The organism is Saccharothrix luteola (assembly GCF_020859565.1).
Classification (GTDB): Bacteria; Actinomycetota; Actinomycetes; order Mycobacteriales; family Pseudonocardiaceae; genus Actinosynnema; species Actinosynnema luteola.
Genome location: NZ_JAJHUO010000016.1, coordinates 136,989 through 163,891, shown reverse-complemented (window position 1 = coordinate 163,891; position 26,903 = coordinate 136,989). Strand labels below are relative to the sequence as shown.

Below are 26,903 nucleotides of genomic sequence, written 5' to 3'. Positions count from 1 at the left end.
CCGGCGACGGCCTCCGCGGGTGCGCAGACCATGCGGAGGCCGTCTCCCAGGTGGCGACAGCGCCGGCCGCGACCGGTCACGAGCCGGCCGGTCACGACCGGTTCGGGTCGAACCCGCTCACCTGACCCGGACCGTCGTGATCGGGGAGTCGCACCCGATGAACGCCGTCGACCCGGCGTGGACCCACCGGTACTCGGTGGTGGAGTCGCTGCGGCCACCGGCGTCGAGCACCTTGACCGGCATCGCGCGGGCGGTCCAGGCCGCACCGGCGATACCGATCCCGTTGCCGGTGTTCGCCGCGGCGATCCCGGCCGTCATCGTGCCGTGGCCGTGGTCGTCCGAGTCGGCGCCGGCCGCGATCTCCACGCCGGTCAGGGCGTTGTAGCCGGTGACCGTCACACCTCGCAGATCGTCGTGCAGCCCGTTGACGCCGGTGTCCAGCACCGCGGCCACCTGACCGGTCGAGCCTTTGTTGACGTCCCAAGCCTGTCCCAGCCGAACCGTGTCCGAACAGGACAGTTGGTGGCTCGCGAAGAACGGGTCTCCGGGCGTGGCCGTGGTACGCCGCTCGTAGTCGAGCGAAACCTCGGCCACCGCCGGGTCCTGCCGCAGCTCGCGCAGCAGGTCCTGGGCGTCCCCTTCGCCGACCGCTGCCTTGTCGGGTCGCTGCGATCCCGGAAAGCGCTCCGGCTCGGCGTCCGCGAGAGGGCGGCAGACTGATCACATGACGGATCTGACCGCCGAACACGTGGTTGATGGTCGCGCACCGCAGACCCCAGCCCTTGCCCCGAACGGGAAGCTGCTCTGCTACGTCCTCGCTCCCACCAGCCGGACCGGTGACCACCTCGACACCGAACTCCGGCTCGTCGACACCGACGGCGCCGCCGCGTCGCGCCGGGCGACCACCGACACCGCAACGGAGTCCCGACCACGCTGGTCCGCGGACTCGGGCACGGTGTTCTTCCGGTCCGACCGCGCGGACCGCGGCACCTCGCAGGTGCACCGGCTCACCCTCGCCTCCGGCGCGGTGACCGCGGTGACCCACTGGCGCGCCGGCATCATCGACCACCTGCCGCTCGCGGACCCCGACCTGGTCGCCCTGCTCGCCCAGGACGAACCCACCGAACAGGACATGCGCCGCGCCCGGGACCGCGACGACGCCGTTGTGGTCGGCGAACGCGAACCGCGGGCCCGACTGCGCCTGCTCGACCTGCACACCGGCCAGGTCACGACGCCGGCTGTGTTCGGCGACCGGCACGTCGTGGAACTGCGGCAACGACCCGACGGCGGCCCGCTCGCCGTGCTCACCCAGGCCGGCAGCGACCACGACTACGGCCCTCGCACCGGCCGCCTGCACCTGTTCGACCCCACGACCGGGGCCACCGTGGACCTCGGCGCGGTCGGGGCGGACGCACGGTCGCTGGCCTGGTGGCCTGGCGAGGACGGCTGGCACCTGGGCTACCTCGCCCTCACCCCGCCGTCGCTGCAAGCCGGCACCGCCGTGTTCGACCTGGCCGTGGACAGCCGCGTCCTGCGCAACCGGACGTCCGGCCTCCCGATGTGCCCCACCGAACTGCACCAGACCGATACCGCTCCACTGGTCGTGTTCGCCGACGGCCTGAACACGACCCTGGCCCGGCTCGAGCCGACCGGTCCCACGACCTTGTCGCAGCACCCCGGCCGCCTCGACGACCTCACCACCACACCCGCCGGCGAGCAGATCGGGGCTCTGACCGGCACCCGGTACGAGCCCGCCAACGTCCACGTCGGGCCACCGACCGGGCCGCTGCGAAAGATCACCGACACCCGTCCGGAACTGAACGGCACCGCTCTGGGGACCCAACGACCGCTGGCCTACCGCGCCGCCGACGGCCTCGACCTCGACGGCCTGCTCGTGCTGCCAGTCGGGAGAACCGCCTCGGACGGCCCGTTCCCGCTCGTCACGATCGTGCACGGAGGCCCGTACGACCGCTACGCCGATCGTCTCCAGCTGTTCTGGTTCCCCAGCGCGCAGTGGCTGGCCACCGCCGGCTACGCGGTGTTCCTGCCCAACCCGCGCGGGGGCCAGGGTCACGGCCACCGGTTCGCCCTCAGCGTGGCGGGCCGGGTCGGGCAGGAGGAGTGGACCGACATCCTGACCGGCATCGACCTGCTCGTCACCGAGGGCGTCGCCGACCCGGATCGGCTGGGCATCGCCGGCGGGAGCCACGGCGGGTTCATGTCCGCCTGGGCCGTGGGCCAGACCGACCGGTTCCGCGCCGCGCTGGTCCTCGCCGGGGTCGTCGACTGGGGCATGCTCGCCGCGACCGGCGAGCACGGCCAGTTCGAAGCGGCGCTCGGCGGCAGCACGGGGTGGTCCGGCATCGGTCCGCATCCGCACGACGCCGTCAGTCCGATCTCCTTCGCCGGTCGCATTCGCACGCCGGTGCTCATCCTGCACGGCGCGGAGGACACCAACGTGCCCCTCGGCCAGTCCGTGTACCTCCACCGGGCGCTGCGCCACTTCGGCGTCGAGCACGAGTTCGTGATCTACCCGAGGGAGGGGCACTCGATCCGGGAACGCCACCACCAACTGGACGTCCTGCACCGGACCCGCACGTGGTTCGGCCGCTGGCTCCGGCCCTGACCGAGGGCGCGTGGCCCACCCCTCGCCGGCAGCTCACGGACGAGGTTTCGCACATCGTGAGGGGCGTGGCTGGGAACCCCGCCGCACCGCGTAAGAGCGCAATGCGCGCAGGAAGTCCACTTGCCGGAAAGCGGGCCAGTAGACGTCGCAGAAGTGCAACCGGGAATCGGCGGCCTGCCACAACAGGAAACCGGAGAGCCGGCGTTCGCCGCTGGTCCGGATGACGAGGTCGGGGTCCGGCCTGCCGGCGGGGTCGAGGTGGGCGGTGATGTCCTCGACGGTGAGCGTGGCGGCCAGTTCCTCAACGGTGACACGGCGTTCGGCGGCCTGGTCGAGCAGCGAGCGGACCGCGTCGACGATCTCCTCGCGGCCGTCGTAGCCGACCGCGACCGTCAAACTCCGAGTCGGTCGCACGCTCCAACGTCATGTCCCGCGCCCTCTTGAGCGCGTGCGCGGTCGAGTCGGGGAGGAGGTTGAGCCGCCCGGTCACGTTCAGGCGCCACCTCTCCGACCGCGCCACCACCCGGTCGACCACGACCCGTTCGACGACCTCCATCAGGAAGGCCGTCTCCTCCGAACCGCGCTTGCGCAGGTTGTCGCTCGACGCGACGAACACGGTCACATACCGGATGCCGAGGTCGGCGCACCACCCCAGGACGGTCTCCAGGTGCTCACCGCCGTGCAGGTGACCGATGCTGGGGTTCGCGTAACCCCGTTCGCGGGCCCAGCGACGATTCCCGTCCATGATGAGCGCGACGTGGCGGGGAAGCAGACCGCTCGCCACCTGACGGCGCAGCCGTCGAGCGTACAAAGACTCGACCAGTCCCACGGGGCGAAGGTACACCGGTCGAACCTGCATCCGCCGGGACCGTTCGGCGCGCGGGACCCAACCGGGCCCTTCCCACCTGGGATGATCTCGGTCATGAGCACCAACGCGGAACGCGACCGGGCGAGCCTTCGGCGGCGGGTGGAGGTGTTGACGCTGCCGGTCGTGCCGCTTCGACGGCACGGCTTCGTGAGGCCGGCGGACCCCACCGCGACGACGTGGGAGCCCGAGGCGGTGAGCGTGGGTCCCGACGGCACGGCCTTCGCCGTGTGGCCGTACCGCGACGGCGGCAAGCGGAAGCAGGTGACCTGGCACGTCGGCGGCCGGCGGAGGGTCGTCGGCGCGATCGAGGTGGAGACGGACCTGCGGGTGAGTTTCGTGCAGCCGCTGCCCGACGAGCGCGTTCTCCTGGCGGCTGCACGGGCCAAGCCCGGCGCGGTCAACGCGGAGGTGTGGACCAGCGGCGGCGAGCTTGAGCACAGCGGATACATCGGTGACGCCATCGAGGAGCTGCTGACCACGCCCGCGGGCAAGGTTTGGGTCGGGTACTTCGACGAAGCGATGGGCGGGAGTGGTCCGGAAGGGCACGGGCTCGCCCGCTTCAGGGACGATCTGACCACCGAGTGGCTCTACCCGTTCGATGCCGGTCTGCCCTACATCTCCGACTGCTACTCGCTCAACGTCGACGGTGAGACCGCCTACTTCTGCCCCTACAACAAGTTCCACATCCTGTCCGCCGTCGGCACCGCGGTGACCGATTGGGGACCCTCCCCGTACAGGTCGGCCCACCAGCTGCTGCGACGCGGTCCGGACCTCGCCCTCCTCCGCGGCTCGGGTCCCGAGTACGACGTCGCGACGCTGCTGCGGATCTGCCAGGACGGGGTACGTCAGCAAGGCGGGCGTTGCCGTCTGGTCCTGCCCGACGGCTTGGAGGCCCGCGGACTGCGTTACACCGGCAGAGGCGATGTGCTGCACGCCTTCCTCGGATCGACCTGGTACTCCATCGACTTGGACATGCTGAGCGCGGCAGCGAGCCAAGGCCGCGCATAACCGACCCACCCCGAAACGCACAGGAGACCTGCTCGGTGCCGCGAGTACCGGCGGCGGCCGGCGCGGGTGCGGCCACCGCTGGTCCCGGTGCGCGAGTGCTACCCCAACGACGAGTCGATGTGCCCGGCCAGTTCGGCGGGCGACGGGTGCGCCCATACCTCCGCGGGGGTCAGGGAGATGTCCAGGTCCACGTGGAGTCTGCGGGTGAGGGCGACGGCGAGCAGCGAGTCCAGCCCGAGATCGGTGAACTTCGCGTGCGCCGTGACGGCCGAGGGCTGGGTGCCGAGCAGTGCGGCGAGCGCGTGCACCACGGCCTCCGACCGCGAGCACCACCCCGGCGGCGTCGGAGCCGAGGGCGGGCGGACCCCGTCGCCCCGATGCCGGTACGCGGTGCCGCGCCCGCGCCGTAACGCCCTGCCCTCCGCTGCGACACCCCTTGTGCAGGGGTTCATCTCATCGAGGAGGTGGCGCGATGCCGTTCTCGCGCCGCACTGCCACCGCACTGGCCGTCGTGCTGATCGCTTCCGGTTGCCGACATTCGGATCCAGGGCCGACCACTACCGGCGACGCCCCTCCCACGACCTTCCCGGCGACCGTGACCGTGCCGACGGCGTCCACCGCGGGCCGCTATTGCGCCCCGATCCCGGTCCAGGCCCCCTGGTCGTTGTTCGTCACGGCGTGTCGGCGCCTGAACGGCGACGTCGAGGTCACCAACGGCTCCAAAGTGGTCCTGCTCGTCTCCGCACCGACCGCCCGGGTCACCGTCACGCAACCGGTGCACGACGACCTGGCCGGAGCGGTGAGAGCGGACCTGGCCCGCACGTCGTTGCCCGCGCCGGGCTGGACGCTGCTGCCCTCACTGGCGAAGGCCGAGGTGAGCACCACGCCCGCGAGCCCCTCGACGGGGGTCGAGATCTTCCTGGACCACGCCACGAGGGACACCTTCCAGGCGTACGCGACCGATCTGCTGGCCGAGTGGGTGCAGGACAAGCTCACCTGGCACGGGGTGAAACTGCGCGAGTCCCTCAAGTCCTGCGCACAAGCGGTCGAGTCGACGTGGACGCGGAACGAGGCGCAAGGACAGCCGCGGACCGCGATCCACCTGTTCCTCATCACCACCGCTCAGGCCGGCACCGCCTGCACCGGCTTCGTCAAGGACGTCGACGAGCTGACCAACAAGCACCTGCCGCCCCAGACGATCACGCAGGAGATGCTGGACGTGACCAAGCGCCTGCCCTCGACGGTCGTGGACGACGCGTTGGCCGGCCTGCGGCGTCTCGTGCTCGCCGTGCGCTGACGACCGACCTCGCGCCAGTGGTGTCGTGGACCACTTCGCAGTCCGACCCGGAACAGGCACGCGAACTTTCCTGTTCGAACAGGTAACTGGCTGACGTGCGGTCGGAGGAGGAGCGGTTCGATGAGCATGGTGCACCTGGCACAGCCCGGGGAACAGCAGCAACTGGAGTGGATCGGCGGCAGCACGTTCTCCGTCCTGCTCGACAGCGCGGCCACCGGCGGACAGCTCACGGTCGGCCGGTTCGCCGCCGAGAAGGGCGAAGCGCCACCGTTCCACCTGCACACCAGGGAAGACGAGATCTTCATGCTGATCTCCGGCACCGCGCTGGTGTGGTCGGGCGACGAGGACGCGGTCGAACTGGAGGAGGGCGGCATCATCTACCTGCCCCGCAACGTGCCCCACGGCTACCGCATCACCTCCGACCACGCCGACCTGCTGATGATCGCCACCCCCGGTGGCCTCGAAGGCATGTTCCGCATGGCCGGGCGGGACCTGTCCACCCCGAGGCCGGCAGGCTTCGAGCTGTCACCCGAGCTGATGGCCAAGGCGGCCGACGAGTTCGGCCAAGTCGTCCTCGGCCCACCGCGCTGAGCGCGTGAACGTCGCGACAGATCCGGTGCAACACTCTCTATTGTGGACAGTCGCCGACTCGGTCAGGAACGTCGGCCTGGCGGTTTCTGCTCGCTGATTTCCATGCGCAGGTCGAGCATGCCCTCTCGCAGGTCGACCCGTGACCCGAACGGGTGGCTGATTCGGTCGAGGACCGAACGCAGGTGGTCGGTGCCGGCACGGTCGGTGTGGTGGAGGCGCATCCGGTGGACGCGCATCGGGGCCATCCGCAGCCCGACCAGGTGGCCCGTGTCCGGCCGGACCGCGGCGAAGTACAGCAGGCGCAGGTCGTCGCGGTACTCCTCGTGGCCCGTGATGCCTTCGTAGTCGTTGATGAGGTCGCCGCAGCCGTACAGGATCAGCTTGCCGTGGTAGACCTCGATCGGGCGCGGGTGGTGAGAGGAGTGGCCGTGCACGATGTCCACCCCGCCGTCGACGAGAGCGTGCGCGAAGTCGACGTCCGAGTCGGGAACGTCGTAGCCCCAGTTGGATCCCCAGTGCAGCGAGGCCACGACGACGTCACCGGGACGCTTGATCAGGCACACGCGCGTGGTGACGTCGAGGGCCACGTCCTCGGACACGTCCGGTAGCAGGTTGACCCCGGCCCGGTTCCGGGTGGCAGCCCAACTGTGCGGGATTCCGCTGGATCCCGCCCCGAGCGAGAAGAAGACGACCCGGCTCCCGCGACCGGCGGGCAGGACTGCCGGGTGCTCCGCCTCGCTCGCGGTGCGTCCCGCGCCCGCCACCGCGATCCCGGCGCCGGTCAGCGCGTCGAGCGTGTCGACCAGTCCGCGCCGACCGAAGTCGAGCACGTGGTTGTTGGCCAGCGCGCAGGCGTCGGGTCGGGCCGCGGTCAGGCACGGCACGTTCCCCGGACTCATCCGGTAGTGCAACTGCTTGGCGACGTCCCTCTCGCCGTCACCCGTGACGCTGGTCTCCAGGTTGATCAACCGGACGTCCGGCGCCTCCCGGTCCAGCACGTGCAGGGCGTCTCCCCACGGCCACGCGAAGTCGACCGGGCGGGGGATCGGACCGTTCTCCTGCTCCGCCAACGCCACGTAGGTCCGCGCGTCCCGGACGTACGGCTCGTGCAGCCGTGGGTCGCCCGGGTGCGGCAGGATCTGGTCGACCCCGCGGCCGGTCATCACGTCACCGCACAGGAACACCGTCACCACCGGGTCGATGGTCCGCCCGGATCCGGGAGATCACCACTTCCGACGCCCGCTCGGCACCCGTGTGCACGGCCCCGGAAACGGGTAGCCGACCAAGCGTGCCGGAGAAGGCCGGGCGTCAGCCGGCCGAACGGAGGTGATCCGGCCATGCGACGACATCATCGGTTCGCCCTCGCGGCGACGGCCGCGGTCCTCACCGCGACGGCCTGCGGGGCGCCTCCTGCGGAAGACGTCCGACCACCCGTGCCACCTTCCGCACCCACCACCGCACCGACCTCCACGCCGACCCGGACTCCGACCCGTGACCGCGCCGACGTGACGGTGACCGGCGTCGTCCGGACCGGTGTGGAGGCCGGCTGCCTGGTGCTGGACGCCGACACCGAGGACTACCTGCTCCTCGGCGGCGACCGCGCCCTGCTGCGGCCCGGCCTCACGGTCCAGGTGCGCGGAACGCCCAAGCCGGGCATACCCACGACCTGCCAGCAGGGCGTTCCCCTCGAAGTGCACGAAGTCCGACCGCCCTGAGGCGGCGCACGCCTGCCCACCAGTCGCGTCACGGCAAGTGATCCCCGTTCGTGTCGCACATTCCCCCGGAGGCTCGAGACGGTCCGTTCAGGGGTGTCCCATGCTGGAAGCGGGCTGAGGAGGATGTGCCATGCGGGCAGGCGTCGGTGACGAGCTGGTGGTGCACGGCAAGGTCGTCGGGCAGCACGACCGCACCGCCGAGATCCTCGAAGTGCTGGGCAAGGACGGCGAGCCGCCCTACCGGGTGCGGTTCGAGGACGGGCACGAAACCGTCATCCTGCCCAGTCCCGACGCCGTCGTGCGCCACGTGAAGGGCGAAGCGTGAGACGGCGGCGCAGGCTTAGCCCGTGAGCTCGTCCAGCAGCATGGCGCTCATGCCGCCGTGCCCGTAGCCGGGCGACCCTTGGTGCGCGATGTCCGGCGGGGACGTCGGTGCGGCCCTGGTCGGTGGTTGTCGGGAATGGGCTGGTCACGGGTGGGTTCATCGCGTTTCCCGGACGAAGATGGGCTTGAGCAGCCGTCGGGGTAGCGCGTCGGGCAGGTCTGCCCGGGTCGAGGACGTGGGAGACGACCCGCGCGGGCCGCGGGACCACCTCGAATCCGAAATGGACTGTCCACAACCGACTCTCCTCGTTACGCGAATCGGCCGCCCCACGCTGCTCCACAGGGGTGAACCCGCTCGCAACCGACGCTAATGAGACGGGCAGAACGTTCCGGGTCTTGCCGGTTCGAACTGTTTCGCTCGATACTGCGTAACATTTCACCACCCCCGACACCGACGTCGGGAGGCGGGCAGCGCGCAGCGGACCCCGTCTCCTGCTCACCTGCGAGGAAACGGTCCGATGAACCTGAAGAAGTGGGTACCCGGCGCCATCCTGGCGGTCGCGGGGGCGATGGTCGCGGCGTTGGTGGCGTTCGCCGCACCGCAGGCGTCGGCCGCGAGCCTGACCCAGGTGACGAACTTCGGCACCAACCCGACCAACCTGCAGATGCACCTGTACGTGCCGGACCGGGTGGCGGCCAAACCCGGGATCCTGCTGGCGATCCACTACTGCGGCGGGTCCGGGCCGGGGTTCCACTCCCAGACCCAGTACGCGTCCCTGGCCGACCGGTACGGCTTCGTCGTGATCTACCCGACGGTGACCCGCAGCAGCAAGTGCTGGGACGTGTCCTCGGCGGCGGCGCTGCGCCGGGGCGGTGGCAGCGACCCGGTCGGGCTGATGGCGATGGTCGACTACGTCAAGCAGCGCCACAACGCCGACCCCGGCCGCATCTTCGCCACCGGCACCTCCTCCGGCGCGATGATGACCAACGTGCTGCTCGGCGTGTACCCCGACGTGTTCAACGCCGGCGCCTCGTTCGCGGGCGTGCCGTTCGCGTGCTTCGCCACCACCAACGGCTCGGAGTGGAACAGCCAGTGCTCCAGCGGCCAGTCGATCAAGACACCGCAGCAGTGGGGCGACCTGGTGCGCGCCGCCTACCCCGGCTACACCGGGCCCAGGCCGAGGATGCAGATCTGGCACGGGACCAACGACGACACCCTGCGCTACCCCAACTTCGGCGAACAGGTCAAGCAGTGGACCAACGTCCACGGCCTGAGCCAGACGCCGACGTTCACCGACACACCGCAGTCCGGCTACACCCGCACCCGCTACGGCAGCACCGGGGGCATGGCGCCGGTCGAGGCCATCAGCATGCAGGGCGTCACCCACAACATCCCCGTCGACGCGGCCCAGGTCATCCGCTTCTTCGGTCTCGACGGCACCCCGCCCACCAGCACGACTACGACTACGACGACCAGCACCACGACCACCACGACCACGACGCCGCAGCCCGGTGACGGGTGCCGGGTCGCCTACACCGTGAGCGCCTGGAACACCGGCCTGACCGCGTCGATCACCGTCACCAACACCGGCAGCACGGCGGTCAACGGCTGGAGCCTCGCCTTCACCCTCCCCGGCGGGCAGACCATCACCAGCGGCTGGAGCGCCACCTACGCGCCGACCACCGGCGCGGTGACCGCCCGCAACGTCTCGTACAACACCGCCATCGCGCCCGGCACGTCGGTGACCCTGGGCTTCCAGGCCAACCACACCGGCAACACCGGCGAACCGTCCTCGTTCACCCTCAACGGGGCGGCCTGCGCCGTCGCCTGAACCCCACGACGTTCGGGTTGACGGCGACCGGCCTCGGATCGGGCTCCGGCCTCTCGTCATGCGGGTGGCAGTCGCCCGTGCACATACTCGTCCGGGCTCGGATCGGCTCGACCGCGGAGGTGGCGGCGTGATCGGTACCGGAGGAGCGGGACTCCCCGACTTGCCCCGTCGCGAGCCGTACCGGACGTGGTGGGGGTCGTTGATCGTGGTCGCGGCGATCCTGGTGCTGGTCGGCACGCTGGTGCTGGTCGACGACCACACCTCGGGGGCCGAGCCGATCGCGCCGGGGACGACCATCGAGGTCGGCCAGGGGGTCACCTACGTGCCCGCGGACGGGTGGTCGCTCATCCGCGAGGGCACCACGCCGGGCAGCCGGTCGCAGGTGGCCGGGCAGGGCGCGACGTTCTCGGTGAACGTGGGCGAGTGGGACGGGACGGCCGCGGCGGAGGTCGAGCGGACCAAGCGGAGCATCACCGCCGACCGCTCGATCCGGCTGACCGGCGACGAGAGCTCGTTCCACTCCGCCGGCGGGCTGACCGGTGTCGCGCTGTCCTACGCCGGTCCGCACCTGCGGGGTCGGGCGTGGGTCGTGGTGGACGAGCGGGCCGACCTGTCGGTGGTCGCCTACGGTCCCAGCGCGGTGGAGACCTACCAGCGGACCGCCGGCCAGGTCGACGAGATGCTCGACAGCGTCCGGATGACGGGAGCACGCCCGTGACCCACGTCAGGCCCACCCCGGGCGTCCTGGCCCCGGTCGGTGTCGACAGCTTCTTCCAGCCCCGGCGCGTGGCGTTCTGGGTGATGGTGTTCTTCACCGCCAACGGCCTGTTCTTCGAAGCCACCCAGCTGCTCACCGCTTACCGCATCGTGCCCGTCGCGGTGCTGTTCGGCGTCGTGGTGTGGACCCTCTACACCATCCCGGTGCTGCTGTTCTTCCGGTCGCTGGACCTGTTCGAGCAGCATCCGCCGCTGGGCTACGTGCTGGCGTTCGCCTGGGGCGGCTTCGCCGCGACCTACCTCGCCGTCACCGCCAACGGCGCCGTCTTCTCGCTGGCGGCCAAGCTGGGCGGGCCGCAGTTCGGGGCCGACTGGTGAGCCGCCCTGGCCGGTCCGAGCGTCGAGGAGCCCCTCAAGTACTTCGGCGTGGTCCTGCTGGTGCTGGTGGCCCGCAACCAGTTCCCCACCGCGCTGTCCGTGGTCGCCGCCGGCGCGATGGTCGGCCTGGGCTTCCAGGTCCTGGAGGACCTGTCCTACTCGATCAACACCGCCATCGCGTTCCCGATCGACAACCAGTTCGCGCCCATCGGCGCCATGCTGGGCACCCGAGGGATCCTCAGCGGGATCTGGAGCCACGCGATGTACACGTCCATCTCGGCGTTCGGCATCGGCTACTTCCTGACCCGGCGGCACCGGCCGTTCGCCCGACGCCTGGCCGTGGCCGCGGCGGCGTTCGCGGTGGCGTGGTCGCTGCACTTCTTCTGGAACTCGCCGGCGTTCACCGACCTCGGGTTCGTCCCCGCGATGATCGTCAAGGCCGTCCCGGTCGCCGTCGTCGGCTACCTGATCTGGTGGCTCGCGGGCAAGGAGGAAGGTTCCTACCTGAAGGTGCTGGCCGACCACTTCGTCGCCGACGACCTCATCACGCCCGAGGAGCGCGCCGACCTGCCGTCCCTGCGACGCCGCCGCCACGCCCGCACGCAGCTGAAGAAGGCCCGGGGACGCCGGGCCGCCAAGGCGCTGCGCGAACTGCAACGCGAGCAGGTGCGCCTGGTCATGTACCACGGCCGCCACGGCGCCGGCGCCGAGCTCCTCGACCACGAGTACGCCGTGCACCGCGCCCGCGCCCGGCTCGACGCGCTGACGCACGGCGCGGACGGCCCTGGAGCGGCGTAGGACCGAGGTGGCGGGCCGGCCCGGACAGCCGTACCCGATCGAGCGATACCGTCCACCTTTACCGGGGCTTTACTCGCTGACCGTACGGGCTGATACTGAGCGTCGAGGGGAGTACTTCCCAAGCGCCTACCCGGTCAGTACGGACACCTCGGTCGATGTCCCCGGGAGGCCGCCCCGCCGGGGTGAAGGAGACCTCGAACACCGACTGTTCGGGGAGGTCCGGTGCCCCTGTCAGCAGCGGTTCCGCCGAGCCCGGCGCCGGATGTCGTCGGCTCACCGGGCCTGTGGTTGGTCAGCATCGCGGTCCTGGTGGCGCTGCTGCTCGCCGACTTCGCGGTCACCCACCGCCCGCACGAGGTCTCGATGCGGGAAGCCGTCGGCTGGTCGGCGTTCTACCTGTCCCTGCCGGTCGTGTTCGCGGCCTGGCTGTGGAGCGCCGCCGGCAGTGACCGCGCCCTGGAGTTCATGACGGGGTTCGTGGTCGAGAAATCCTTGTCGGTGGACAACCTGTTCGTGTTCATGCTGCTGCTCGCCGTCTTCGCCGTCCCCTCCGACGTGCAGCAGCGCGTCCTGCTCTTCGGCATCGTCGGCGCGTTGGTGCTGCGCGGCGTGTTCATCGCCGCCGGCGCGGCCATGCTGGCTGCCGGGACTTGGGCGTTCCTGGTGTTCGGGCTCATCCTGTTCGCCTCGGCGGTGAAGATCCTCCACGAGGCGCTCACCGGTAGCGTCGTCGTGCACGAGGTCTCCGGGATGCGGTCGGTCCGGCTGTTGCGGCGGCTGATGCCCGTCACCGACGACTACCGCGGCACCCGCCTCACGGTGCGCGAACACGGCCGACGCGCGCTCACGCCGCTGGCCGTCGTCGTGGTCGCCGTCTTCGCCACCGACATGGTCTTCGCCGTGGACTCCGTGCCCGCGGTCTACGGCATCACCGACGACCCCTACCTGGTGTTCGCCACGAACGCGTTCGCCCTGCTCGGCCTGCGCGCCCTGTACTTCGTGCTGCACACCGCCCTGGCCAAGCTCGTCCACCTCAACCACGGGCTGGCCGTCATCCTCGCGTTCATCGGGACGAAGCTCGTGCTGCACTGGGCGCACGGCATCTGGCCGGGCGTGCCCGAGATCCCCACCCCCGTGTCCCTGGCGGTGATCATCGGTGTGCTCGGGACCGTCGTCCTGACCAGCCTGCGCTCCCGACGCCGTGCCGAGCGCCACCACCGCGCCAAGCCCTCCGCTCACCAGCCGAGCGCGAAGGCCACCACACCACAGGACTGACCATGCTCTTCGAGTGGCTCTTCGACGTGCTCATCACCACCCTGATCACCGTGCTCGTCCTCGTCTCACTGGTGATCACGTGCGCCGCCCTGAACCCACCGCGCGGACCGCACCCGCCACCCCGGCCCCGCTGACCGCTCGCCGACGAGGCGCCCGGGTCAGCGGTGGTCCTCGATCCGCCACTCGTCGTACCAGTCGACGACCGGCAGGTCGCCGTCGAACCGGACGGGCAGCCAGACGTAGTCGGCGACGGACGTGTCGAAGTCCGTCCCGCTGAAGGCGGCGTCGGACTCGACCGGTTCGCCTGCGAAGAGCCGCCGGAACACGTCGGGAGCCCGCTGGGCCACCTCGGCGGTGACGTCGGGCAACCACCGGTCGGCGAGGGCGATGTACAGGTCCTCCTTGGCCGGGTGCTTGAAGACCGAACTGATCTGCGACCGGAACGACGTCGCCGCGGGGTCCGCGGGGTGCGGGTCGCCGAGCACGGTCCACGGCCCGTGGTAGGTGTCCGCCACCGCCACTTCCGAGCGGTTCGGGTAGTAGCCGGTGGTCCCCGAGGTGAACAGGTAGTGCCGCCCGTCGCGCTCGAAGTGCGCCGGCGCTTCCCGGACCTCGGGCGGCCGGCGGCGCGGGAAGTGGGTCGAGTAGTACCCCGTCACGTCGGTGAGGTCCTCGGTGAGGTCCGCGCAGATCAGCTCGCTGTGCACCCGCTCGAAGTAGTAGTAGCCCTTGCCGTCGGGCGCGACGACGAGGTCGAAGTCGCCCGCGCTCATCCCCAGCGGCCGCAGGCCGGTGCGCACGATCTCGTAAGGGCCCAGGACGTGGTCGGCGACGAGCACCGTCGACGTCTGGACGGCGCCCATGATCTTCAGCCAGCACACGAACTTGCCGGTGCGCTCGTCGCGGACGATGTGCGGCCGGTCCACCATCCGCGCGGGGTGCAGCGGCGAGCCGGGGTCGTCCTCGACCGGCGGGATGACGAGGCCCTCGTCGGTCCAGTTGTAGAGGTCCGTCGACGAGTAGCACCGGACGCCCCAGTGCCAGACGCCGTTGCCCGGCTTGGTCTTCTCCTTGTTCTCGCCGTACCAGTAGAAGGTGCCGTCGAGGTGCAGGACCGAGCCGCCGTGGGCCTGGATCCGGTTGCCGTCGGTGTCCAACCAGACCTGACCGGGTCTGATCGAGGTGTAGGCCATCTGCCGTCCTCCGTCGAGGGGTGACGGGTCCCGTGGCACCGTCGTCCTCCGGTCTACGGAACCAAGGGGCGCATCGTCAACAGTGGCCGACGAGTCCGGGTCGATGCGGGAGGATCTGCACCCATGACCATGCCGATGCCCGACGACCACCCACTCGGCCCGCCCCCGGACGAGCAGTCGTGGGTCCGGGTCGCCACCGAACTGGCCACCGGTTTCGCCGCCACCACCGACGAGTTCGACCGGACCGCGCACCTGCCGGTCGCGAACCTGCGGGCACTGCACGCCGCCGGTCTCGACCAGGCCACCCTGCCGCGGGAGTGGGGCGGGCAGTCGCTCAGCTACCGCACGGTCGGCGCGATCCTGCGGGTCCTCAGCGCGGCGGACCCGTCCACCGCCTGCGTGTGGCTCATGCACATCGGCGCCGCCGAAGGCCTCGTGCGCCACTCCACCCCCGACGTGGCCCGGTACTACGCCGACGAGCTCATCGCGGGACGCCGCTTCGCCAACGCCCTGTCCGAACCCTCGGGCGGCAACCAGTTCCTCACACCCCAGCAGGTCGCCGAACCCGTCGACGGCGGGTACCGGCTCACGGGCGCGAAGCGGTTCGTGTCCGGCTGCGAGATCGCCGACCACTTCCTCGTCAACGCGCTCGTGGACGGGCAACCGACGCTGTTCGGGCTCGAACCCGACCACACCGTGACCTTCGAACCACAGGACACCCTGGGACTGCGCGCCACCCGCAGCCAGCTCGTGGGGCTGAACGGCACCGTGCTCCGCTCCGACCGGCGGTGCCCACCGTCCCCCCGGCCCAAGCCCAACCACATCGCCGCGGGGCTGGCGTGGCTCTCACTCGGCATCGCCGACACCGCGCTGGACACGCTCATCCGCTACGCGCGCACCCGGACCCTGCCGTCCACCGGCCAACCCCTGGCGGCCGAGCAGCGCCTCCAGTTCGAGGTCGCCGACGCCGTGCTCCGGCTCGAAGCCGCCGCGCTGGTCGCCCACCACACCGCCTGGCTCGCCGACCAGGACTCGCCACTCTTCCTGCCCTCCGCGATGCGCGCGAAGCCCACGGCGAACCAGGTCGCCCGCGACGTCGCGCAACTGTGCCTCCAGGTCGGTGGCGGGTCCGGCTTCGTCGCCACCTCGCCGATCCAGCGGATCTTCCGCGACGCGCAGGCCGGCTGGCTGATGGCCCACTCGGTGGAGTTCTGCCTCAACCACATCGGAGCCGACGCCATGCTCGCGCCGCGCGACCAGCCCGAGTAGGCCCTCCCCCGACTCCCGCGCCGGCGACGTCAGCTCCCGGACCGGGGTCGGCGGGCTCACTCGTGGTTGAGCACGCCCGACCGGAACACCGCCAGTTCGACGCCCTCGAACCCCGCCGCTCGCACGACCTCGGTGAGCGCGGGGCCGATGCCGGGCCGGTCGACCAGGTCCGGGTCGAGCTCGACCCGCCCGACGTCACCGAGGTCGCGCACGCGCAGGTCCCAGCTCGGTGTCCCCGCGCTCACCAGCCACGCCCGAACCGCCGCCTCGGCGCGTTCCACCCGCGCCAGGCGCGAGGGGGTGATCGCCACGCCGTAGCGCACCCGGCTCGCCAGGCACGGCATCGCCGGCTTGTCCCAGGTGGACAGCGCCCAGTGGCGGCTCACCGCGCGGACGTCGGCCTTGGTCATCCCGAGGTCGCGCAACGGGGTGCGCACGCCGATCTCGTCGCCCGCGCGGATGCCCGGCCGGAACGGATCGCGCGCGTCGTCGGCGTTCACCCCGGTCGCCACCGAGGCCAGGCCGTGCTCGCGGGCGACGGCGGTGATGGTGTCGAGCACGGTGGACTTGCAGAAGTAGCAGCGGTCCCGGCCGTTCGCCGCGTACGCGGGGTTGTCCAGCTCCGCGGTCCCCGGCGTGACGTGGCGGACGCCGAGGCCTTCGGCGAACGCGACCGCGGCCGCCAGCTCCACGGCGGCCAGGCTCGCGGAGTCGGCGGTGACGGCGAGCACCGCGTCGGGTCCCAGGGCGCGCGCGGCGGCGGCGAGCACGAGCGCGGAGTCCACGCCGCCGGAGAAGGCGACGGCGACCGGGCCGATGCCGGTCAGGTGCGCCACGAGCCGGGCGGCGGTGGTGCCGGTGTCCATCAGTGCTCCTCTGGGCTTTCGGCGGCCAGGGCGAGCACGGTGCGCAGCGGCAGGCCCGTCCGCCGGGCGACGGCGACGGCGTCGTCGTACTCCGGCTTGCCGTGGTGTGGTCCGTGCTTGCGGCGCACCGGCATCCCGTGGACGTGGACGGTGTCGGTGGTCCGGGGCAGCGCGGTGCGCCGCACGCCGGTCCGCCGCACGCCGAGGCTGCCCGTCTCCACCAGCATCCGCCGTTCGATCCCGTCCGCGGACTCCGGTGTCGCCAACGCGTGCAGCACGTGACCCGGTCGGCCCTTCTTCATCGTGGCCGGGGTGATCCAGCTGTCCAGCGCGCCCGAGTCCAGCAGCAGGGCGACGACGTGCCCGAGGACCTCGCCGGTGACGTCGTCGAGGTTGGTCTCCAGCACCACCAGGTCGCGCACCTGCGCGGCCTCCCGGTCACCGAGCCGGACCACGGCCACGTTCGGCCGGTCGGGCAGCGTCCTGGTGCCGACGCCGTACCCGGTGGCCGCCAGGCGCATCTCCGGCACGGGACCGTAGTCGGCGCCGATCGCGAGCAGCAGCGCCGCGGCGGTCGGCGTCACGGTCTCACCGGACAGGGTCGTGCCCACGACCTTCGCGCCCCGCAGCAGCGCCGAGGTCGCCGGCGCCGGGCACGGCAGCACCCCGTGCGCCGTGCGGACCGACCCGGCGCCGATCGGCAACGCCTCGCAGTGCACGGCCCGCACGTCCAACGCGTGCAGCGCGGCGGCCACGCCGACCACGTCGACGAGGGTGTCGTGACCGCCGAGCTCGTGCAGGTGCACCTGGTCGGGGTCCTCGCCGTGCAGGCGTCCCTCGACCTCGGCGATGGCCCGCAGCGCGGCGACCGCGGTGTCGGCGACCTCCCGTTCGCGCACCCTGGACGCCATGGCGATCAGCTCGCCCGCCTTGCGGCTCGTCGCGTCGTCGGACACCGACACGACGGCCCGGCGACCGGTGAGCCCGTGCGTGAGCACCGGGTCGACGGTGAGGTCCCAGCCGGTCAGGCCGGTGTCGGCGACGGCAGCCCGGATCGCGGCCGGCGGTGCGCCCGCGTCCACCAGCGCGGCCAGCAGCATGTCACCGGCCAGCCCGGTGAACGGCGAGATCAAGCACACCTTGCTCACGTCGTCCTCCGCCCCACCACGCGGGCGAGCCGGAACGCGGCCATCGCGGCGCCGAAGCCCGAGTCGATGTTCACCACGGTGATGCCCGCCGCGCAGGACGCGTGCATGGCCAGCAACGCGGTGATGCCCTCCAGCCCGGCGCCGTAACCGGTCGAGGTGGGCACGGCCACCACCGGGCACGCGACCAGACCGCCGATCGCGCTCGCCAACGCGCCTTCCATGCCCGCGACCACGATGACGGTGTCCGCGGCCCGCAGCCGGTGCTGCTCGGCCAGCAGCCGGTGCAGCCCGGCCACACCGACATCGGTGACGGTGGTGACGCCGAGGCCCACGGCGGTCGCGACGGCGGCGGCCTCCCGCGCCACCGGCAGGTCGGCCGTGCCCGCCGCGGCGACGACCACGTCGAACCCGGTCGGCGCGGCCGGGCGCCAGGTCAGCAGGCGCGCCTCGCGGTCGTGGGCGCCGTCGGGCACGGCGGCCAGCACGGACGCCGCCGCGTCGGGTTCCACCCGCGTGGCCAGCACCGGACCGTCGTTGTGCCGCAACAACGTCCGCACGATCCCGCTGATCTGCTCGGGCGTCTTCCCGCTGCCGTAGATCACCTCGGGCAGCCCTTGGCGTGCTTCGCGATCCACGTCGACCCTGGCGAAGCCGAGGTCGACCGCACCCGGTCCGGTCATGGTCGCACTCCCTGCGTGACGGTGGAGGGCGCGTGCGCGAGGAGCTCGCTCCCGATCGCCCTGAGCAGCGCGGGCGCCTGTCGCATCGCCGTGTCCACGTCGCCCGCGCGCTCCAGCAGCGACCAGGCGGCGACCACGCCGACCTCGCGCAGCCGTTCGGCGGTGAGCCGCACCTCGCCGGCGACCACCACGACCGGCACGCCGTGCCGCCGTGCCGCCTCGGCCACGCCGATAGGCGCCTTGCCCCGCAGGCTCTGCTCGTCGAACCGGCCTTCGCCGACCACGACGAGCGAGGCCTCGCGCAACGCGTCCTCGACGCCGATCGCGCGCAGCACGAAGTCGGCACCCGACGTGCGCCGGGCGTCGAGGGCGGCCAGCGCCGCGAACCCGGCGCCACCGGCCGCGCCCGCGCCGGGTTCCCCGCTCAGGTCCCGCCCGATCTCCTCCGCCACGACGGCGGCGAACCGACGGAGCCCTCGCTCCAGCACCGCCACGTCCCGGGGTGTCGCGCCCTTCTGCGGCGCGAACACCGCGGCGGCGCCGTTCGGCCCGGTCAGCGGGTTGTCCACGTCGGAGGCCAACGTCACCCGCGCGAGCGCCAGCCTCGGGTCCAGCCCGGACAGGTCGACGCGCGCCGCGCCGGTCAACGCCGCGCCGCCGGGGCCGATCGGCTCGCCCGAGGCGCCGGTGACGCGTGCGCCCAGGGCGCGCAGCAGGCCCGCTCCCCCGTCCGTCGTGGCACTGCCGCCCACGGCGAGCACGATGTCGCGACAGCCGCGGTCGAGCGCGGCGCGGATCAGCTCGCCGGTGCCGCAGGTGTCCGCGGTGAGCGGCGCGAGCCAGCCGTCGGGCAGCACGTCCAACCCGCTGGCCTGGGCCAGCTCGACCACCGCGCGTTCACCCCGCACCGCGAACGCGGCCCGCACCGGTTCGCCCGTGGGCCCGGTGACCTCGACGCGCACCTCCTCGTAGCCGGCGCGCACCAACGCCGCCACGGTGCCCTCGCCGCCGTCGGCGACGGGCATCGCCACCGCCCGGCCGCCCGCGTCCGCCACGCCGTCGACGACGTGCCCGCAGGCCTGCTCGGCGGTGAGGGAACCCCGGAACTTGTCCAGGCAGACCAGGACCGTCCCGTTCACCGGTGCGGCCCGTCGACGTAGGGGATCGTCTGCGGGCCTTCGGGCAGCACGCACAGCCGGGCGTCGGGTCCGGCGGCGGCCAGGGCTTCGGCGACGGTCGCGGAGATGTCCGAGGTCTGCCGCAGGTGGGCGGTGGCCAGCTCGGCGTCGCTGAGGTGGGACGTGTGCATGACGACCCGGCAATCGGCCTGGATGCGCGCCTGGATCTGGACCTGCCACTGGTCGGGCACGGTGACCGGCCTCGCGGAGATCTCCGCGAGCAGCGCCTCGGGCGACGCGGCCGAGGCCAGCACCTCGCGGTAGGAGCCGTGGTCGGGGAAGCCGTCCCGGCACTCCGCGGCGCACACGATCGTGCCGCCCGGCTTGACCACCTGGTAGGCGGCCGACATGCCCTTCACCGACTGGTAGAGGTTCTGGTCGAGCGGATAGCCGGAGTTGGTGGTCACCACGACGTCGAACGGCCGCGGCACGGGCCGCATGGCGACCTCGCGGGCGGTGCGCACCGCCTCGGCGTGCATGGCGAGGAGGTCTCCGCCGAACGCGGCGACGACCTCCTTGTCCTGGTTGAGGACCACGTCGAAGCCGAACGTCACGCCAGTGGCGTCCGCGATGGCGCGCACGTCGTCGTGCACCGGGTTGCCCTCGACGATCCCCCACGTCGCCCGCGGGTCGCCGATCCGGCGGGCGTCGTGCAGCACGAGCACCGTTTCCAGCGCCGCCAGGCCCGGCGCGACGAGCTTCGGGCCACCCGAGAAGCCGGCGAAGAAGTGCGGCTCCACGAAACCGGTGGTGATGCGCACGTCGGCGTCGACCCACTCGCTGTTGAGCCACACGGGCACGTCCGCGCCGAACTCGCCCACCCACGTCAGGCCGCCGCGGTCACGGGCGTCGTGGTTGACGATCCGCACCGAGTCGACCACCTCGTCGCCGAACATCCGGCGCAGCTCGGCGTCCGTGTTGCCCCGGTGCGTCCCCGTGGCGACCAGCACCACGACGTCGTCGAGGTCGACCAGGCCGTCCAGCTCCTCCAGGATGGCCGGGATCATCAGCTCCCGGGGCTGCGGACGCGTCCCGTCGCAGGCGGAGATCGCCACGGTCTGCCCGGGGCGCACGCGTTCCCGCAGCGGCGGGCCCGCGACCGGCGTCCGCAGCGCGCGGCGGAGGATCTCCCGCGGCGCTTCGGTGGCCTGGCGGTGCCTCGGTGTCACCACGGTGGTCACCTCCGGGTCGACCCGCAGGTCGAGCCCGGTCTCGCCGTAGGCCAGTCGCACGGTGCGCATCAGTTGTCCCCCAACCGGTAGGCGCGGACGGCGGTGCCGCCGAAGAGCTGGTCCCGCTCCGCGGCGGAACAGGAGTCGAGGAGTTCGGCGGCGGTGGCGAACACCCGGTCGTAGTCGGCGGCCAGCAGGCAGACCGGCCAGTCGGAGCCGACCATGAGCCGGTCGGGGCCGAACGCCTCCAGCGCGACGTCGACGTAGGGCCGCAGGTCCGCCGCCGTCCACCGCGACCAGTCCGCCTCGGTGACCAGGCCAGACACCTTGGCCACCACGTTGGGTTCGGCGGCCAGCGCCGACAGCCGGGTCGCCCAGGGCTGGAGCACCCGACCGGCGATGTCCGGCTTCGACAGGTGGTCCAGCACGAACACCAGGTCCGGCACCGCCCGGACGGCGTCCAGCGCCGCCGTCAGCTGGTGCGGCCGGGTCAGCAGGTCGTAGGCGAGCCCGGCGTCGCGCACCGCGCGCAACCCGGCCAGCACGTCGGGGCGCACCAGCCAGTCCGGGTCGGGCTCGGACTGCACCAGGTGCCGAACGCCCACGAGCCGGTCCCCGCCCGGTCCGCGGCGCAGCCGGTCCAGCTGCTCGGCCACGTCGGGCGCGGTGAGGTCGACCCACCCCACGACGCCCGCCACGAGGTCGGAGAGCTCGGCCAGGGCCAGGAACTCCGCCGTCTCGGCGACGTCGGGGAGCACCTGGACCAGGACGGTGGCGTCCACCCCGGCGCGTTCGGTGGCCGCACGCAGGTCCACCGGCCCGAAGTCACGGCGGATCGGCGCCAGGGTCGGCTCGTCGAGCCAGTCCTGCGGCCGGGCGGAGAGGTCCCACAAGTGGTGGTGGGCATCGATCCGGATCACTGCGCTCGCTCCTGCTCCAGCGCGTCGAGTTCCGACCACGGCGCCTCGGTGATCCCGGTGGCGGCGTGCACGGCGTTCTCGGCGATTTCTCGTGGGTTCCGGGCGCCGACGACGACGCCGGTCACTGCCGGGTGCCGCAGCGGGAAGCGCGGTGCGGCGGCGGCCAAGGGTACGCCGTGCGCGGCGCGGCGCTCGGCCCGGACGAGGGCCTGCCGGCGCACCTCGTCCGGGGTGGGCGCGTCGTCGTGGGAGGCGCCGGTGGCCGGGCCGGCGAGGATGCCGCCGGTGAAGGCGCCCACCTGCCACCCCTGGCCCGGGAAGGCGCCGTCGACGTCGGCGGTCGACGGGGCCGGGTCGCGGGCGTCGGGCCGCTCGTGAGCCGTCGGGCCCACGCGCAGGAACTCCATCGGGTTCTCCTCGGTGTGCGGCGTCGGCGTCAGCCGGCGGGCGGGGCGTCGCCGTCCCGGTCCACGTGCTCGCGCAACCACCGCTCGGTGGTGGTGATGTGCACGAGGGCGGCGGCCTGGGCGAGCACGGCGTCGCGGTCGACCAGCGCGTGGTAGATGGCCTCGTGCTCGGCGAGGGTTCGGCTCGCCGCGTTGTCGTCGACCAGTCCGCGCCACACCCTGGCCCGCACCGTGCGACCGGAGATGCCTTCCAGCAGGGTCGTCAGCGTCGCGTTGCCGGTGGCGGCGACGACGGCCCGGTGGAAGGCGGCGTCGTGCTGGTTGAGCAGCTCCACGTCGTCGCGGGCGGCGCGCATCGCGCGAAGGTGCTCCTCGACCACGGCGAGCTCCGAGGCGTTGATCCGGGTGGCCGCGAGCCCGGTGGCGACCGGTTCGAACAGCCGCCGCACCTCGGTGAGCTCCAACAACGTGTCGCCGTGGAGCAGCTCCACCGCGGACGCGATGCTCCCGAGCAGCACCTCCGGCTCCAGGCTGGTCACGTAGGTGCCGTCGCCCCGCCGGATCTCCAGCACGCGTGCGACCACGAGCGCCTTGACCGCCTCCCGCATCAGGTTCCGGGACAGTCCCAGCTCGGCGGCCAACTGCTGCTCGGGAGGGAGCTTCGACCCCGGTGACAGGTCACCCGACTGGATCAGGTCCCTGATGCGGTCGATGGCCTTGTCGGTCAGTGACATCGGTGGCTCTCCCCGGACGTGGCGTGCGCGCTGGGAGGCTAGCAATACATCCTATCTCTACGAAAGACATTGGACGTCTCGGAAAACTGGCCGAACTTCGGACACCGCCGTTGAACAGGTGAATTCAACAATTTCGGACCGAGTCGGCCGTCAGCTCTAGACACCAATACCTCGGACGACCTATAAATCGATCCCATGTCCGGTGGTCGTCCGCCCTCCCACCTGACGGTCCCTCGAGGTTTCCCACAGCATCGCCGCTAGGAGAACCCGTGAAGAGCACCAACCGCACGATCGCCTCTTTCGGGGCGGTCGCCGCCCTGACCGCCGCCCTCGCCGCCTGCGGCGACACGAACGCGGGGTCCACCGGGCCCGTGGTGGGCGTCGACTACCCCCGCTCCGACACCGACTTCTGGAACTCCTACATCAAGTACAGCCCCCAGTTCGCCGAGGAACTCGGGCTCGACCTCAAGACCACCAACTCCCAGAACGACGTCGCCAAGCTCACCGCCAACGCCCAGACCTTCATCAGCCAGGGCGTCAAGGGCGTCGCGATGGCGCCGCAGGACACCGCGGCCATCGCGCCCACGCTGGAGCAGTTGGAGGCGAAGAAGATCCCGGTCGTCACCGTGGACACCCGCCCCGACACCGGCAACGTGTTCATGGTGGTCCGGGCCGACAACCGCGCGTACGGCGAGAAGGCCTGCCGGTTCCTCGGCGCCAAGCTCGGCGGCACGGGCAAGGTCGTGATGCTGCAAGGCGATCTCGCCTCGATCAACGGCCGCGACCGGACCGAGGCGTTCAACGACTGCATGAAGGCCGAGTACCCCGGCATCACGGTCTTCGGCGAGGCCACGAACTGGGACGGCGCGGTCGCCGCGCAGAAGCTCCAGACCGACCTCACCGCCCACCCCGACATCAAGGGCGTCTACATGCAGTCCAGCTTCGCCCTCGCCGGCACCCTCCAGGTGCTCGCGCAGAAGGACCTGCTGGTGGGGCCGGAGGATCCCAAGCACGTGTTCGTCGTCTCCAACGACGGCATCCCCGAGGAGCTCCGCAACATCGCCGAGGGCAAGATCGACGCCACCGTCTCCCAGCCGGCCGACCTCTACGCCAAGTACGCCCTGCACTACCTCAAGGCCGCGATCGACGGCAAGACCTTCGCGCCCGGCAAGACCGACCACGACAGCACCATCATCCAGGTCCGCGAAGGCCTGCTGGAGGACCAGCTCTCCGCTCCCCTGGTGACCGCCGACGGCGGCACCTACGACGGCGTTCCGAGCCTCAAGAGCGACGACCAGTCGCTGTGGGGCAACAAGCTCGGCTGAGCGGAGGGCGAGACGCGAGATGGCTGTGACCGCACCCGTGGCCGAGGCGACGGGTATCACGAAGCGATTCGGGTCGACGGTGGCCCTGCACGAGGCCGCCATCAGGATCGAAGCCGGGCAGACCCACGCCCTGGTCGGGCGCAACGGGGCGGGCAAGTCGACGCTGGTGTCCATCCTCACCGGACTCCAGGCCCCCGACGAGGGCGAGGTGCGGTTCGGCGGCGAACCCGCACCGCGGCTCGCCGACCGCGACGCCTGGCGGCAGCGGGTGGCGTGCGTCTACCAGAAGTCCACGATCATCCCCGAGCTGACCGTCGCGGAGAACCTGTTCCTCAACCGGCACGACCACGGCCGCGGCGGGCTGATCAGCTGGAAGACGGTGCACGGCAGGGCACGGGAGCTGCTGGACACCTGGTCGGTCGACGTCGACGCGCGCACCCCCGCGAGGGAGCTCGACGTCGAACAGCGGCAGTTCGTGGAGATCGCGAGGGCGCTGTCGTTCGGGGCCCGCTTCATCATCCTCGACGAGCCCACCGCCCAGCTCGACGGGGCCGCGATCAGCCGGCTGTTCACCCGGATCACCGACCTCCAGCGACAGGGCGTCACCTTCCTGTTCATCAGCCACCACCTCCAGGAGGTCTACGAGATCTGCGACGTGGTGACGGTGTTCCGCGACGCCAGGCACATCCTCACGGCGGCGGTCGACGAGCTGCCCCGCGCGGAACTGGTCGCCGCCATGACCGGTGAGGCCGCGGGTGAGGCGCGCGGCGTGCGCCGTGGCCCGTCACCGGACGCCGCGGACGTGCTCGTGGCGGACGGCGTGTCCCTGCCCGGCGCGTACGAGGACGTGTCGTTCCGCGTCCGCGCCGGGGAGGTCGTCGGTCTCGCCGGCGCGGCGAGCAGCGGCCGCATCGAGATCGCCGAAACGGTCGTGGGGTTGCGCGCGGCCGCCCGCGGCTCCGTGGAGATCGCGGGCTCCCGGCCACGGCCGGGCAGCGTGCCCGCCGCCCTGAAGGCGGGGGCCGGGTTCGTCCCGCAGGACCGGCACCACCAAGGTCTCGTGCCGCAGATGTCCGTGGCGGACAACGGGACCCTGACCATCCCGGAACGGCTCGGGCGCAACGGGTTCATCGACGGTCGCCGCCGTGACGGCCTCGCCGCGGCCATGATCGAGAACCTGGCGATCAAGACACCCGGGCCGGAGCTGCCGGTCTCCGGTCTGTCCGGCGGCAACCAGCAGAAGGTCGTCATGGCGCGCGCCCTGGCAGGCGACCCGGAGCTGCTGGTGCTGATCAACCCGACCGCCGGCGTCGACGTGCGGTCCAAGGAGTTCCTCCTCGGCAAGGTCGAGGAGATCGCCGAGTCCGGCGCCGGCGTGCTCATCGCCTCCGACGAGCTCGACGACCTGCGCCTGTGCGACCGGGTCCTGGTGGTGTTCCAGGGCCGCGTGGTCGCCGAGATGCCCGGCGGCTGGCACGACCACCAGCTCGTGGCCGCGATGGAAGGAGTGGACCTCGATGCCTGAGAGCAAGACCGCCGCGGTCACCGGGACGGGCTCGACCGGCGGGGGCCCGTCGGTCCGGCCCGCGGGCAGGCGACGGATCGCCTTCGCCCGCCTGCGCGACCTGGCGCTCATCCCCGCCATCATCGCGATCGCCGTCGTCGGCCAACTGGTCAGCCCGGTGTTCCTGCAACCCGACAACCTGATCAACATCCTGCAGACGATGTCGGAGATCGCCGTCCTGGTCCTGGCCCAGACCCTGGTCCTGATCGTCAAGAAGATGGACCTCTCGCTGGAGTCCACCGTCGGCCTCGCGCCCGGGGTCGCCGCGTGGCTCACGGTGCCGGTCGGCACCGGTCACGGGCTGGGCCTGGTGCCGGGCGGCTGGTCGGTGCCCGTCACGCTGGCCGTCGGCGTCCTGGTCGGCGTGGTCAACGCGCTGTTCATCATCCGGTTCGGGCTCAACGGCTTCATCGTGACGCTCGGCATGCTGATCGTGCTGCGCGGCATCCTCACCGGCATCTCCGGCGGCCAGACCTTCTTCCGCCTCCCGGAGTCGATGCTCTACCTCGGCACCACGCAGTGGTTCGGCGTGCCCGTGTCGGTGTGGCTGTGCCTGGTCCTGTTCGCCATCGGCATCGTGGTCCTCGGCTTCACCAGCTTCGGCCGGTCCCTCTACGCGATCGGCGGCAACGTCGACGCGGCCAAGGCCGCCGGCATCCGCACCGACCGCGTGCTCTGGATCGTCATCGTCACCGCGAGCCTGCTCGCCGCCCTCGGCGGCCTGCTGCTGTCCGGCCGACTGGCCTCGGTCGCCTCGGCGCAGGGCAACGGCTACATCTTCACCGTCTTCGCCGCCGCCGTCATCGGCGGCATCAGCCTCAACGGCGGCAAGGGCACCGTGTTCGGCGCCTTCACCGGCATCCTCCTGCTGTTCATGATCCAGAACGTGCTCACCCTCGGCGGCGTCCCGGCGCAGTGGATCGGCGCCCTCAACGGCGCCATCATCCTCATCGCCCTGGCGGTGTCCCGCGTGACCGGGGGCAAGGCACAGGATTAGCGCCCGACCGACCTGCTCGGA

The 26,903-nt window shown here is 71.8% G+C and carries 30 protein-coding genes; 16 read left to right on the top strand and 14 right to left on the bottom strand.

Features of this window, described 5'->3' with window-relative positions; all coding sequences use genetic code 11:
• Window positions 1-117: 117 nt before the first annotated feature.
• A complete protein-coding gene (locus LNK82_RS22925; protein ID WP_230569102.1) occupies window positions 118-594 on the bottom strand; it encodes a S8 family serine peptidase in 477 nt (158 codons plus the stop codon).
• Window positions 595-724: 130 nt separating this feature from the next.
• Here LNK82_RS22925 and LNK82_RS22920 point away from each other — a divergent pair, with 130 nt between their 5' ends.
• Complete coding sequence (locus LNK82_RS22920; RefSeq protein WP_230569101.1) at window positions 725-2,626, top strand: S9 family peptidase; 1,902 nt, start codon at window positions 725-727, stop codon at window positions 2,624-2,626.
• Window positions 2,627-2,659: 33 nt separating this feature from the next.
• Here the strand turns inward: LNK82_RS22920 and LNK82_RS47865 are convergent, their stop codons facing one another.
• Complete coding sequence (locus LNK82_RS47865) at window positions 2,660-3,022, bottom strand: undecaprenyl diphosphate synthase family protein (RefSeq protein WP_308257254.1); 363 nt, start codon at window positions 3,020-3,022, stop codon at window positions 2,660-2,662.
• The gene (locus LNK82_RS47860) at window positions 2,928-3,371 is read right to left on the bottom strand and encodes an undecaprenyl diphosphate synthase family protein (RefSeq protein ID WP_308257255.1); all 444 of its coding nucleotides are present in this window, start codon (window positions 3,369-3,371) and stop codon (window positions 2,928-2,930) included. The genes LNK82_RS47865 and LNK82_RS47860 overlap by 95 nt, the downstream gene beginning before the upstream one ends.
• Before the next feature lie 177 nt (window positions 3,372-3,548).
• Here LNK82_RS47860 and LNK82_RS22910 point away from each other — a divergent pair, with 177 nt between their 5' ends.
• Window positions 3,549-4,502, top strand: coding sequence for a hypothetical protein (locus LNK82_RS22910; protein ID WP_230569100.1), 954 nt, complete (start codon window positions 3,549-3,551; stop codon window positions 4,500-4,502).
• Window positions 4,503-4,600: 98 nt separating this feature from the next.
• On the opposite strand, the gene LNK82_RS47855 is transcribed toward LNK82_RS22910, so the two are convergent.
• On the bottom strand, window positions 4,601-4,810 hold the full coding sequence (locus tag LNK82_RS47855) for an acyl carrier protein (protein WP_230569099.1): 210 nt from the start codon (window positions 4,808-4,810) through the stop codon (window positions 4,601-4,603).
• Between the two features lie 287 nt (window positions 4,811-5,097).
• Here LNK82_RS47855 and LNK82_RS22900 point away from each other — a divergent pair, with 287 nt between their 5' ends.
• Both LNK82_RS22900 and LNK82_RS22895 read left to right on the top strand, forming a co-directional pair.
• Window positions 5,098-5,799, top strand: coding sequence for a hypothetical protein (locus LNK82_RS22900; RefSeq protein WP_230569098.1), 702 nt, complete (start codon window positions 5,098-5,100; stop codon window positions 5,797-5,799).
• A 120-nt stretch (window positions 5,800-5,919) separates the two neighbouring features.
• Window positions 5,920-6,390, top strand: coding sequence for a cupin domain-containing protein (locus tag LNK82_RS22895; protein WP_230569097.1), 471 nt, complete (start codon window positions 5,920-5,922; stop codon window positions 6,388-6,390).
• 62 nt (window positions 6,391-6,452) lie between these two features.
• Here LNK82_RS22895 and LNK82_RS22890 read toward each other — a convergent pair whose 3' ends face one another.
• A complete protein-coding gene (locus LNK82_RS22890; RefSeq protein WP_308257253.1) occupies window positions 6,453-7,583 on the bottom strand; it encodes a CapA family protein in 1,131 nt (376 codons plus the stop codon).
• Between the two features lie 312 nt (window positions 7,584-7,895).
• Here LNK82_RS22890 and LNK82_RS22885 point away from each other — a divergent pair, with 312 nt between their 5' ends.
• From LNK82_RS22885 to LNK82_RS46970, 8 genes are all read left to right on the top strand, one after another.
• A complete protein-coding gene (locus LNK82_RS22885) occupies window positions 7,896-8,105 on the top strand; it encodes a hypothetical protein (protein ID WP_230569096.1) in 210 nt (69 codons plus the stop codon).
• 130 nt (window positions 8,106-8,235) lie between these two features.
• Entirely contained in the window at window positions 8,236-8,430 is a 195-nt protein-coding gene (locus LNK82_RS22880) for a DUF1918 domain-containing protein (protein ID WP_230569095.1), read from the top strand.
• 517 nt (window positions 8,431-8,947) lie between these two features.
• The gene (locus LNK82_RS22875; protein ID WP_230569094.1) at window positions 8,948-10,261 is read left to right on the top strand and encodes an extracellular catalytic domain type 1 short-chain-length polyhydroxyalkanoate depolymerase; all 1,314 of its coding nucleotides are present in this window, start codon (window positions 8,948-8,950) and stop codon (window positions 10,259-10,261) included.
• 127 nt (window positions 10,262-10,388) lie between these two features.
• On the top strand, window positions 10,389-10,979 hold the full coding sequence (locus LNK82_RS22870) for a hypothetical protein (protein WP_230569093.1): 591 nt from the start codon (window positions 10,389-10,391) through the stop codon (window positions 10,977-10,979).
• Entirely contained in the window at window positions 10,976-11,356 is a 381-nt protein-coding gene (locus LNK82_RS22865; RefSeq protein WP_230569092.1) for a hypothetical protein, read from the top strand. Before LNK82_RS22870 ends, LNK82_RS22865 begins: the two co-directional genes overlap by 4 nt.
• Window positions 11,357-11,362: 6 nt before the next feature.
• Complete coding sequence (locus tag LNK82_RS22860) at window positions 11,363-12,154, top strand: PrsW family glutamic-type intramembrane protease (protein WP_268996905.1); 792 nt, start codon at window positions 11,363-11,365, stop codon at window positions 12,152-12,154.
• 228 nt (window positions 12,155-12,382) lie between these two features.
• Window positions 12,383-13,429, top strand: coding sequence for a TerC/Alx family metal homeostasis membrane protein (locus LNK82_RS22855; RefSeq protein WP_268996904.1), 1,047 nt, complete (start codon window positions 12,383-12,385; stop codon window positions 13,427-13,429).
• Between the two features lie 2 nt (window positions 13,430-13,431).
• The gene (locus LNK82_RS46970) at window positions 13,432-13,563 is read left to right on the top strand and encodes a hypothetical protein (RefSeq protein WP_268996870.1); all 132 of its coding nucleotides are present in this window, start codon (window positions 13,432-13,434) and stop codon (window positions 13,561-13,563) included.
• A gap of 24 nt (window positions 13,564-13,587) precedes the next feature.
• Here LNK82_RS46970 and LNK82_RS22850 read toward each other — a convergent pair whose 3' ends face one another.
• A complete protein-coding gene (locus LNK82_RS22850) occupies window positions 13,588-14,622 on the bottom strand; it encodes a family 43 glycosylhydrolase (protein ID WP_230569089.1) in 1,035 nt (344 codons plus the stop codon).
• Between the two features lie 123 nt (window positions 14,623-14,745).
• Here LNK82_RS22850 and LNK82_RS22845 point away from each other — a divergent pair, with 123 nt between their 5' ends.
• Complete coding sequence (locus LNK82_RS22845) at window positions 14,746-15,891, top strand: acyl-CoA dehydrogenase family protein (protein WP_230569088.1); 1,146 nt, start codon at window positions 14,746-14,748, stop codon at window positions 15,889-15,891.
• Between the two features lie 56 nt (window positions 15,892-15,947).
• On the opposite strand, the gene larE is transcribed toward LNK82_RS22845, so the two are convergent.
• The 8 genes from larE to LNK82_RS22805 are packed head-to-tail and all read right to left on the bottom strand — an operon-like array spanning window position 15,948 to window position 22,996.
• On the bottom strand, window positions 15,948-16,757 hold the full coding sequence (gene larE / locus LNK82_RS22840) for an ATP-dependent sacrificial sulfur transferase LarE (RefSeq protein WP_230569087.1): 810 nt from the start codon (window positions 16,755-16,757) through the stop codon (window positions 15,948-15,950).
• The gene (larC, locus tag LNK82_RS22835) at window positions 16,757-17,905 is read right to left on the bottom strand and encodes a nickel pincer cofactor biosynthesis protein LarC (RefSeq protein ID WP_230569086.1); all 1,149 of its coding nucleotides are present in this window, start codon (window positions 17,903-17,905) and stop codon (window positions 16,757-16,759) included. Before larC ends, larE begins: the two co-directional genes overlap by 1 nt.
• Complete coding sequence (gene larB / locus LNK82_RS22830; protein WP_230569085.1) at window positions 17,902-18,585, bottom strand: nickel pincer cofactor biosynthesis protein LarB; 684 nt, start codon at window positions 18,583-18,585, stop codon at window positions 17,902-17,904. The genes larC and larB overlap by 4 nt, the downstream gene beginning before the upstream one ends.
• A complete protein-coding gene (locus LNK82_RS22825) occupies window positions 18,582-19,724 on the bottom strand; it encodes a glycerate kinase (protein ID WP_230569084.1) in 1,143 nt (380 codons plus the stop codon). The genes larB and LNK82_RS22825 overlap by 4 nt, the downstream gene beginning before the upstream one ends.
• The gene (gene larA, locus LNK82_RS22820; protein WP_230569083.1) at window positions 19,721-21,004 is read right to left on the bottom strand and encodes a nickel-dependent lactate racemase; all 1,284 of its coding nucleotides are present in this window, start codon (window positions 21,002-21,004) and stop codon (window positions 19,721-19,723) included. The genes LNK82_RS22825 and larA overlap by 4 nt, the downstream gene beginning before the upstream one ends.
• Window positions 21,004-21,852, bottom strand: coding sequence for an amidohydrolase family protein (locus LNK82_RS22815; RefSeq protein WP_372470586.1), 849 nt, complete (start codon window positions 21,850-21,852; stop codon window positions 21,004-21,006). Before LNK82_RS22815 ends, larA begins: the two co-directional genes overlap by 1 nt.
• Window positions 21,852-22,262, bottom strand: a complete 411-nt coding sequence (locus tag LNK82_RS22810) for an aldo/keto reductase (RefSeq protein WP_230569081.1) — start codon at window positions 22,260-22,262, stop codon at window positions 21,852-21,854. The genes LNK82_RS22815 and LNK82_RS22810 overlap by 1 nt, the downstream gene beginning before the upstream one ends.
• A 29-nt stretch (window positions 22,263-22,291) precedes the next feature.
• Window positions 22,292-22,996: a FadR/GntR family transcriptional regulator gene (locus LNK82_RS22805; protein WP_230569080.1), complete on the bottom strand. Its 705-nt coding sequence runs from the start codon at window positions 22,994-22,996 to the stop codon at window positions 22,292-22,294.
• 269 nt (window positions 22,997-23,265) lie between these two features.
• Here LNK82_RS22805 and LNK82_RS22800 point away from each other — a divergent pair, with 269 nt between their 5' ends.
• From LNK82_RS22800 to LNK82_RS22790, 3 genes are read left to right on the top strand one after another with little or no spacing between them, the layout of a single operon-like run.
• The gene (locus tag LNK82_RS22800) at window positions 23,266-24,321 is read left to right on the top strand and encodes a sugar ABC transporter substrate-binding protein (RefSeq protein WP_230569079.1); all 1,056 of its coding nucleotides are present in this window, start codon (window positions 23,266-23,268) and stop codon (window positions 24,319-24,321) included.
• Window positions 24,322-24,340: 19 nt separating this feature from the next.
• The gene (locus LNK82_RS22795; RefSeq protein WP_230569078.1) at window positions 24,341-25,846 is read left to right on the top strand and encodes a sugar ABC transporter ATP-binding protein; all 1,506 of its coding nucleotides are present in this window, start codon (window positions 24,341-24,343) and stop codon (window positions 25,844-25,846) included.
• Window positions 25,839-26,882, top strand: a complete 1,044-nt coding sequence (locus LNK82_RS22790; RefSeq protein WP_230569077.1) for an ABC transporter permease — start codon at window positions 25,839-25,841, stop codon at window positions 26,880-26,882. Before LNK82_RS22795 ends, LNK82_RS22790 begins: the two co-directional genes overlap by 8 nt.
• Window positions 26,883-26,903: the final 21 nt, after the last annotated feature.

Excerpts from the sequence above, each read along its gene's own strand:
- LNK82_RS22920 (WP_230569101.1), top strand. The coding sequence starts at position 725 with ATGACGGATCTGACCGCCGAACACGTGGTTGATGGTCGCGCACCGCAG.
- LNK82_RS47860 (WP_308257255.1), bottom strand. The coding sequence starts at position 3,371 with ATGGACGGGAATCGTCGCTGGGCCCGCGAACGGGGTTACGCGAACCCC.
- LNK82_RS22910 (WP_230569100.1), top strand. The coding sequence starts at position 3,549 with ATGAGCACCAACGCGGAACGCGACCGGGCGAGCCTTCGGCGGCGGGTG.
- LNK82_RS22895 (WP_230569097.1), top strand. The coding sequence starts at position 5,920 with ATGAGCATGGTGCACCTGGCACAGCCCGGGGAACAGCAGCAACTGGAG.
- LNK82_RS22880 (WP_230569095.1), top strand. The coding sequence starts at position 8,236 with ATGCGGGCAGGCGTCGGTGACGAGCTGGTGGTGCACGGCAAGGTCGTC.
- LNK82_RS22875 (WP_230569094.1), top strand. The coding sequence starts at position 8,948 with ATGAACCTGAAGAAGTGGGTACCCGGCGCCATCCTGGCGGTCGCGGGG.
- LNK82_RS46970 (WP_268996870.1), top strand. The coding sequence starts at position 13,432 with ATGCTCTTCGAGTGGCTCTTCGACGTGCTCATCACCACCCTGATCACC.
- LNK82_RS22850 (WP_230569089.1), bottom strand. The coding sequence starts at position 14,622 with ATGGCCTACACCTCGATCAGACCCGGTCAGGTCTGGTTGGACACCGAC.
- LNK82_RS22845 (WP_230569088.1), top strand. The coding sequence starts at position 14,746 with ATGACCATGCCGATGCCCGACGACCACCCACTCGGCCCGCCCCCGGAC.
- larE (WP_230569087.1), bottom strand. The coding sequence starts at position 16,757 with ATGGACACCGGCACCACCGCCGCCCGGCTCGTGGCGCACCTGACCGGC.
- larB (WP_230569085.1), bottom strand. The coding sequence starts at position 18,585 with ATGACCGGACCGGGTGCGGTCGACCTCGGCTTCGCCAGGGTCGACGTG.
- larA (WP_230569083.1), bottom strand. The coding sequence starts at position 21,004 with ATGCGCACCGTGCGACTGGCCTACGGCGAGACCGGGCTCGACCTGCGG.
- LNK82_RS22810 (WP_230569081.1), bottom strand. The coding sequence starts at position 22,262 with ATGGAGTTCCTGCGCGTGGGCCCGACGGCTCACGAGCGGCCCGACGCC.
- LNK82_RS22805 (WP_230569080.1), bottom strand. The coding sequence starts at position 22,996 with ATGTCACTGACCGACAAGGCCATCGACCGCATCAGGGACCTGATCCAG.
- LNK82_RS22795 (WP_230569078.1), top strand. The coding sequence starts at position 24,341 with ATGGCTGTGACCGCACCCGTGGCCGAGGCGACGGGTATCACGAAGCGA.
- LNK82_RS22790 (WP_230569077.1), top strand. The coding sequence starts at position 25,839 with ATGCCTGAGAGCAAGACCGCCGCGGTCACCGGGACGGGCTCGACCGGC.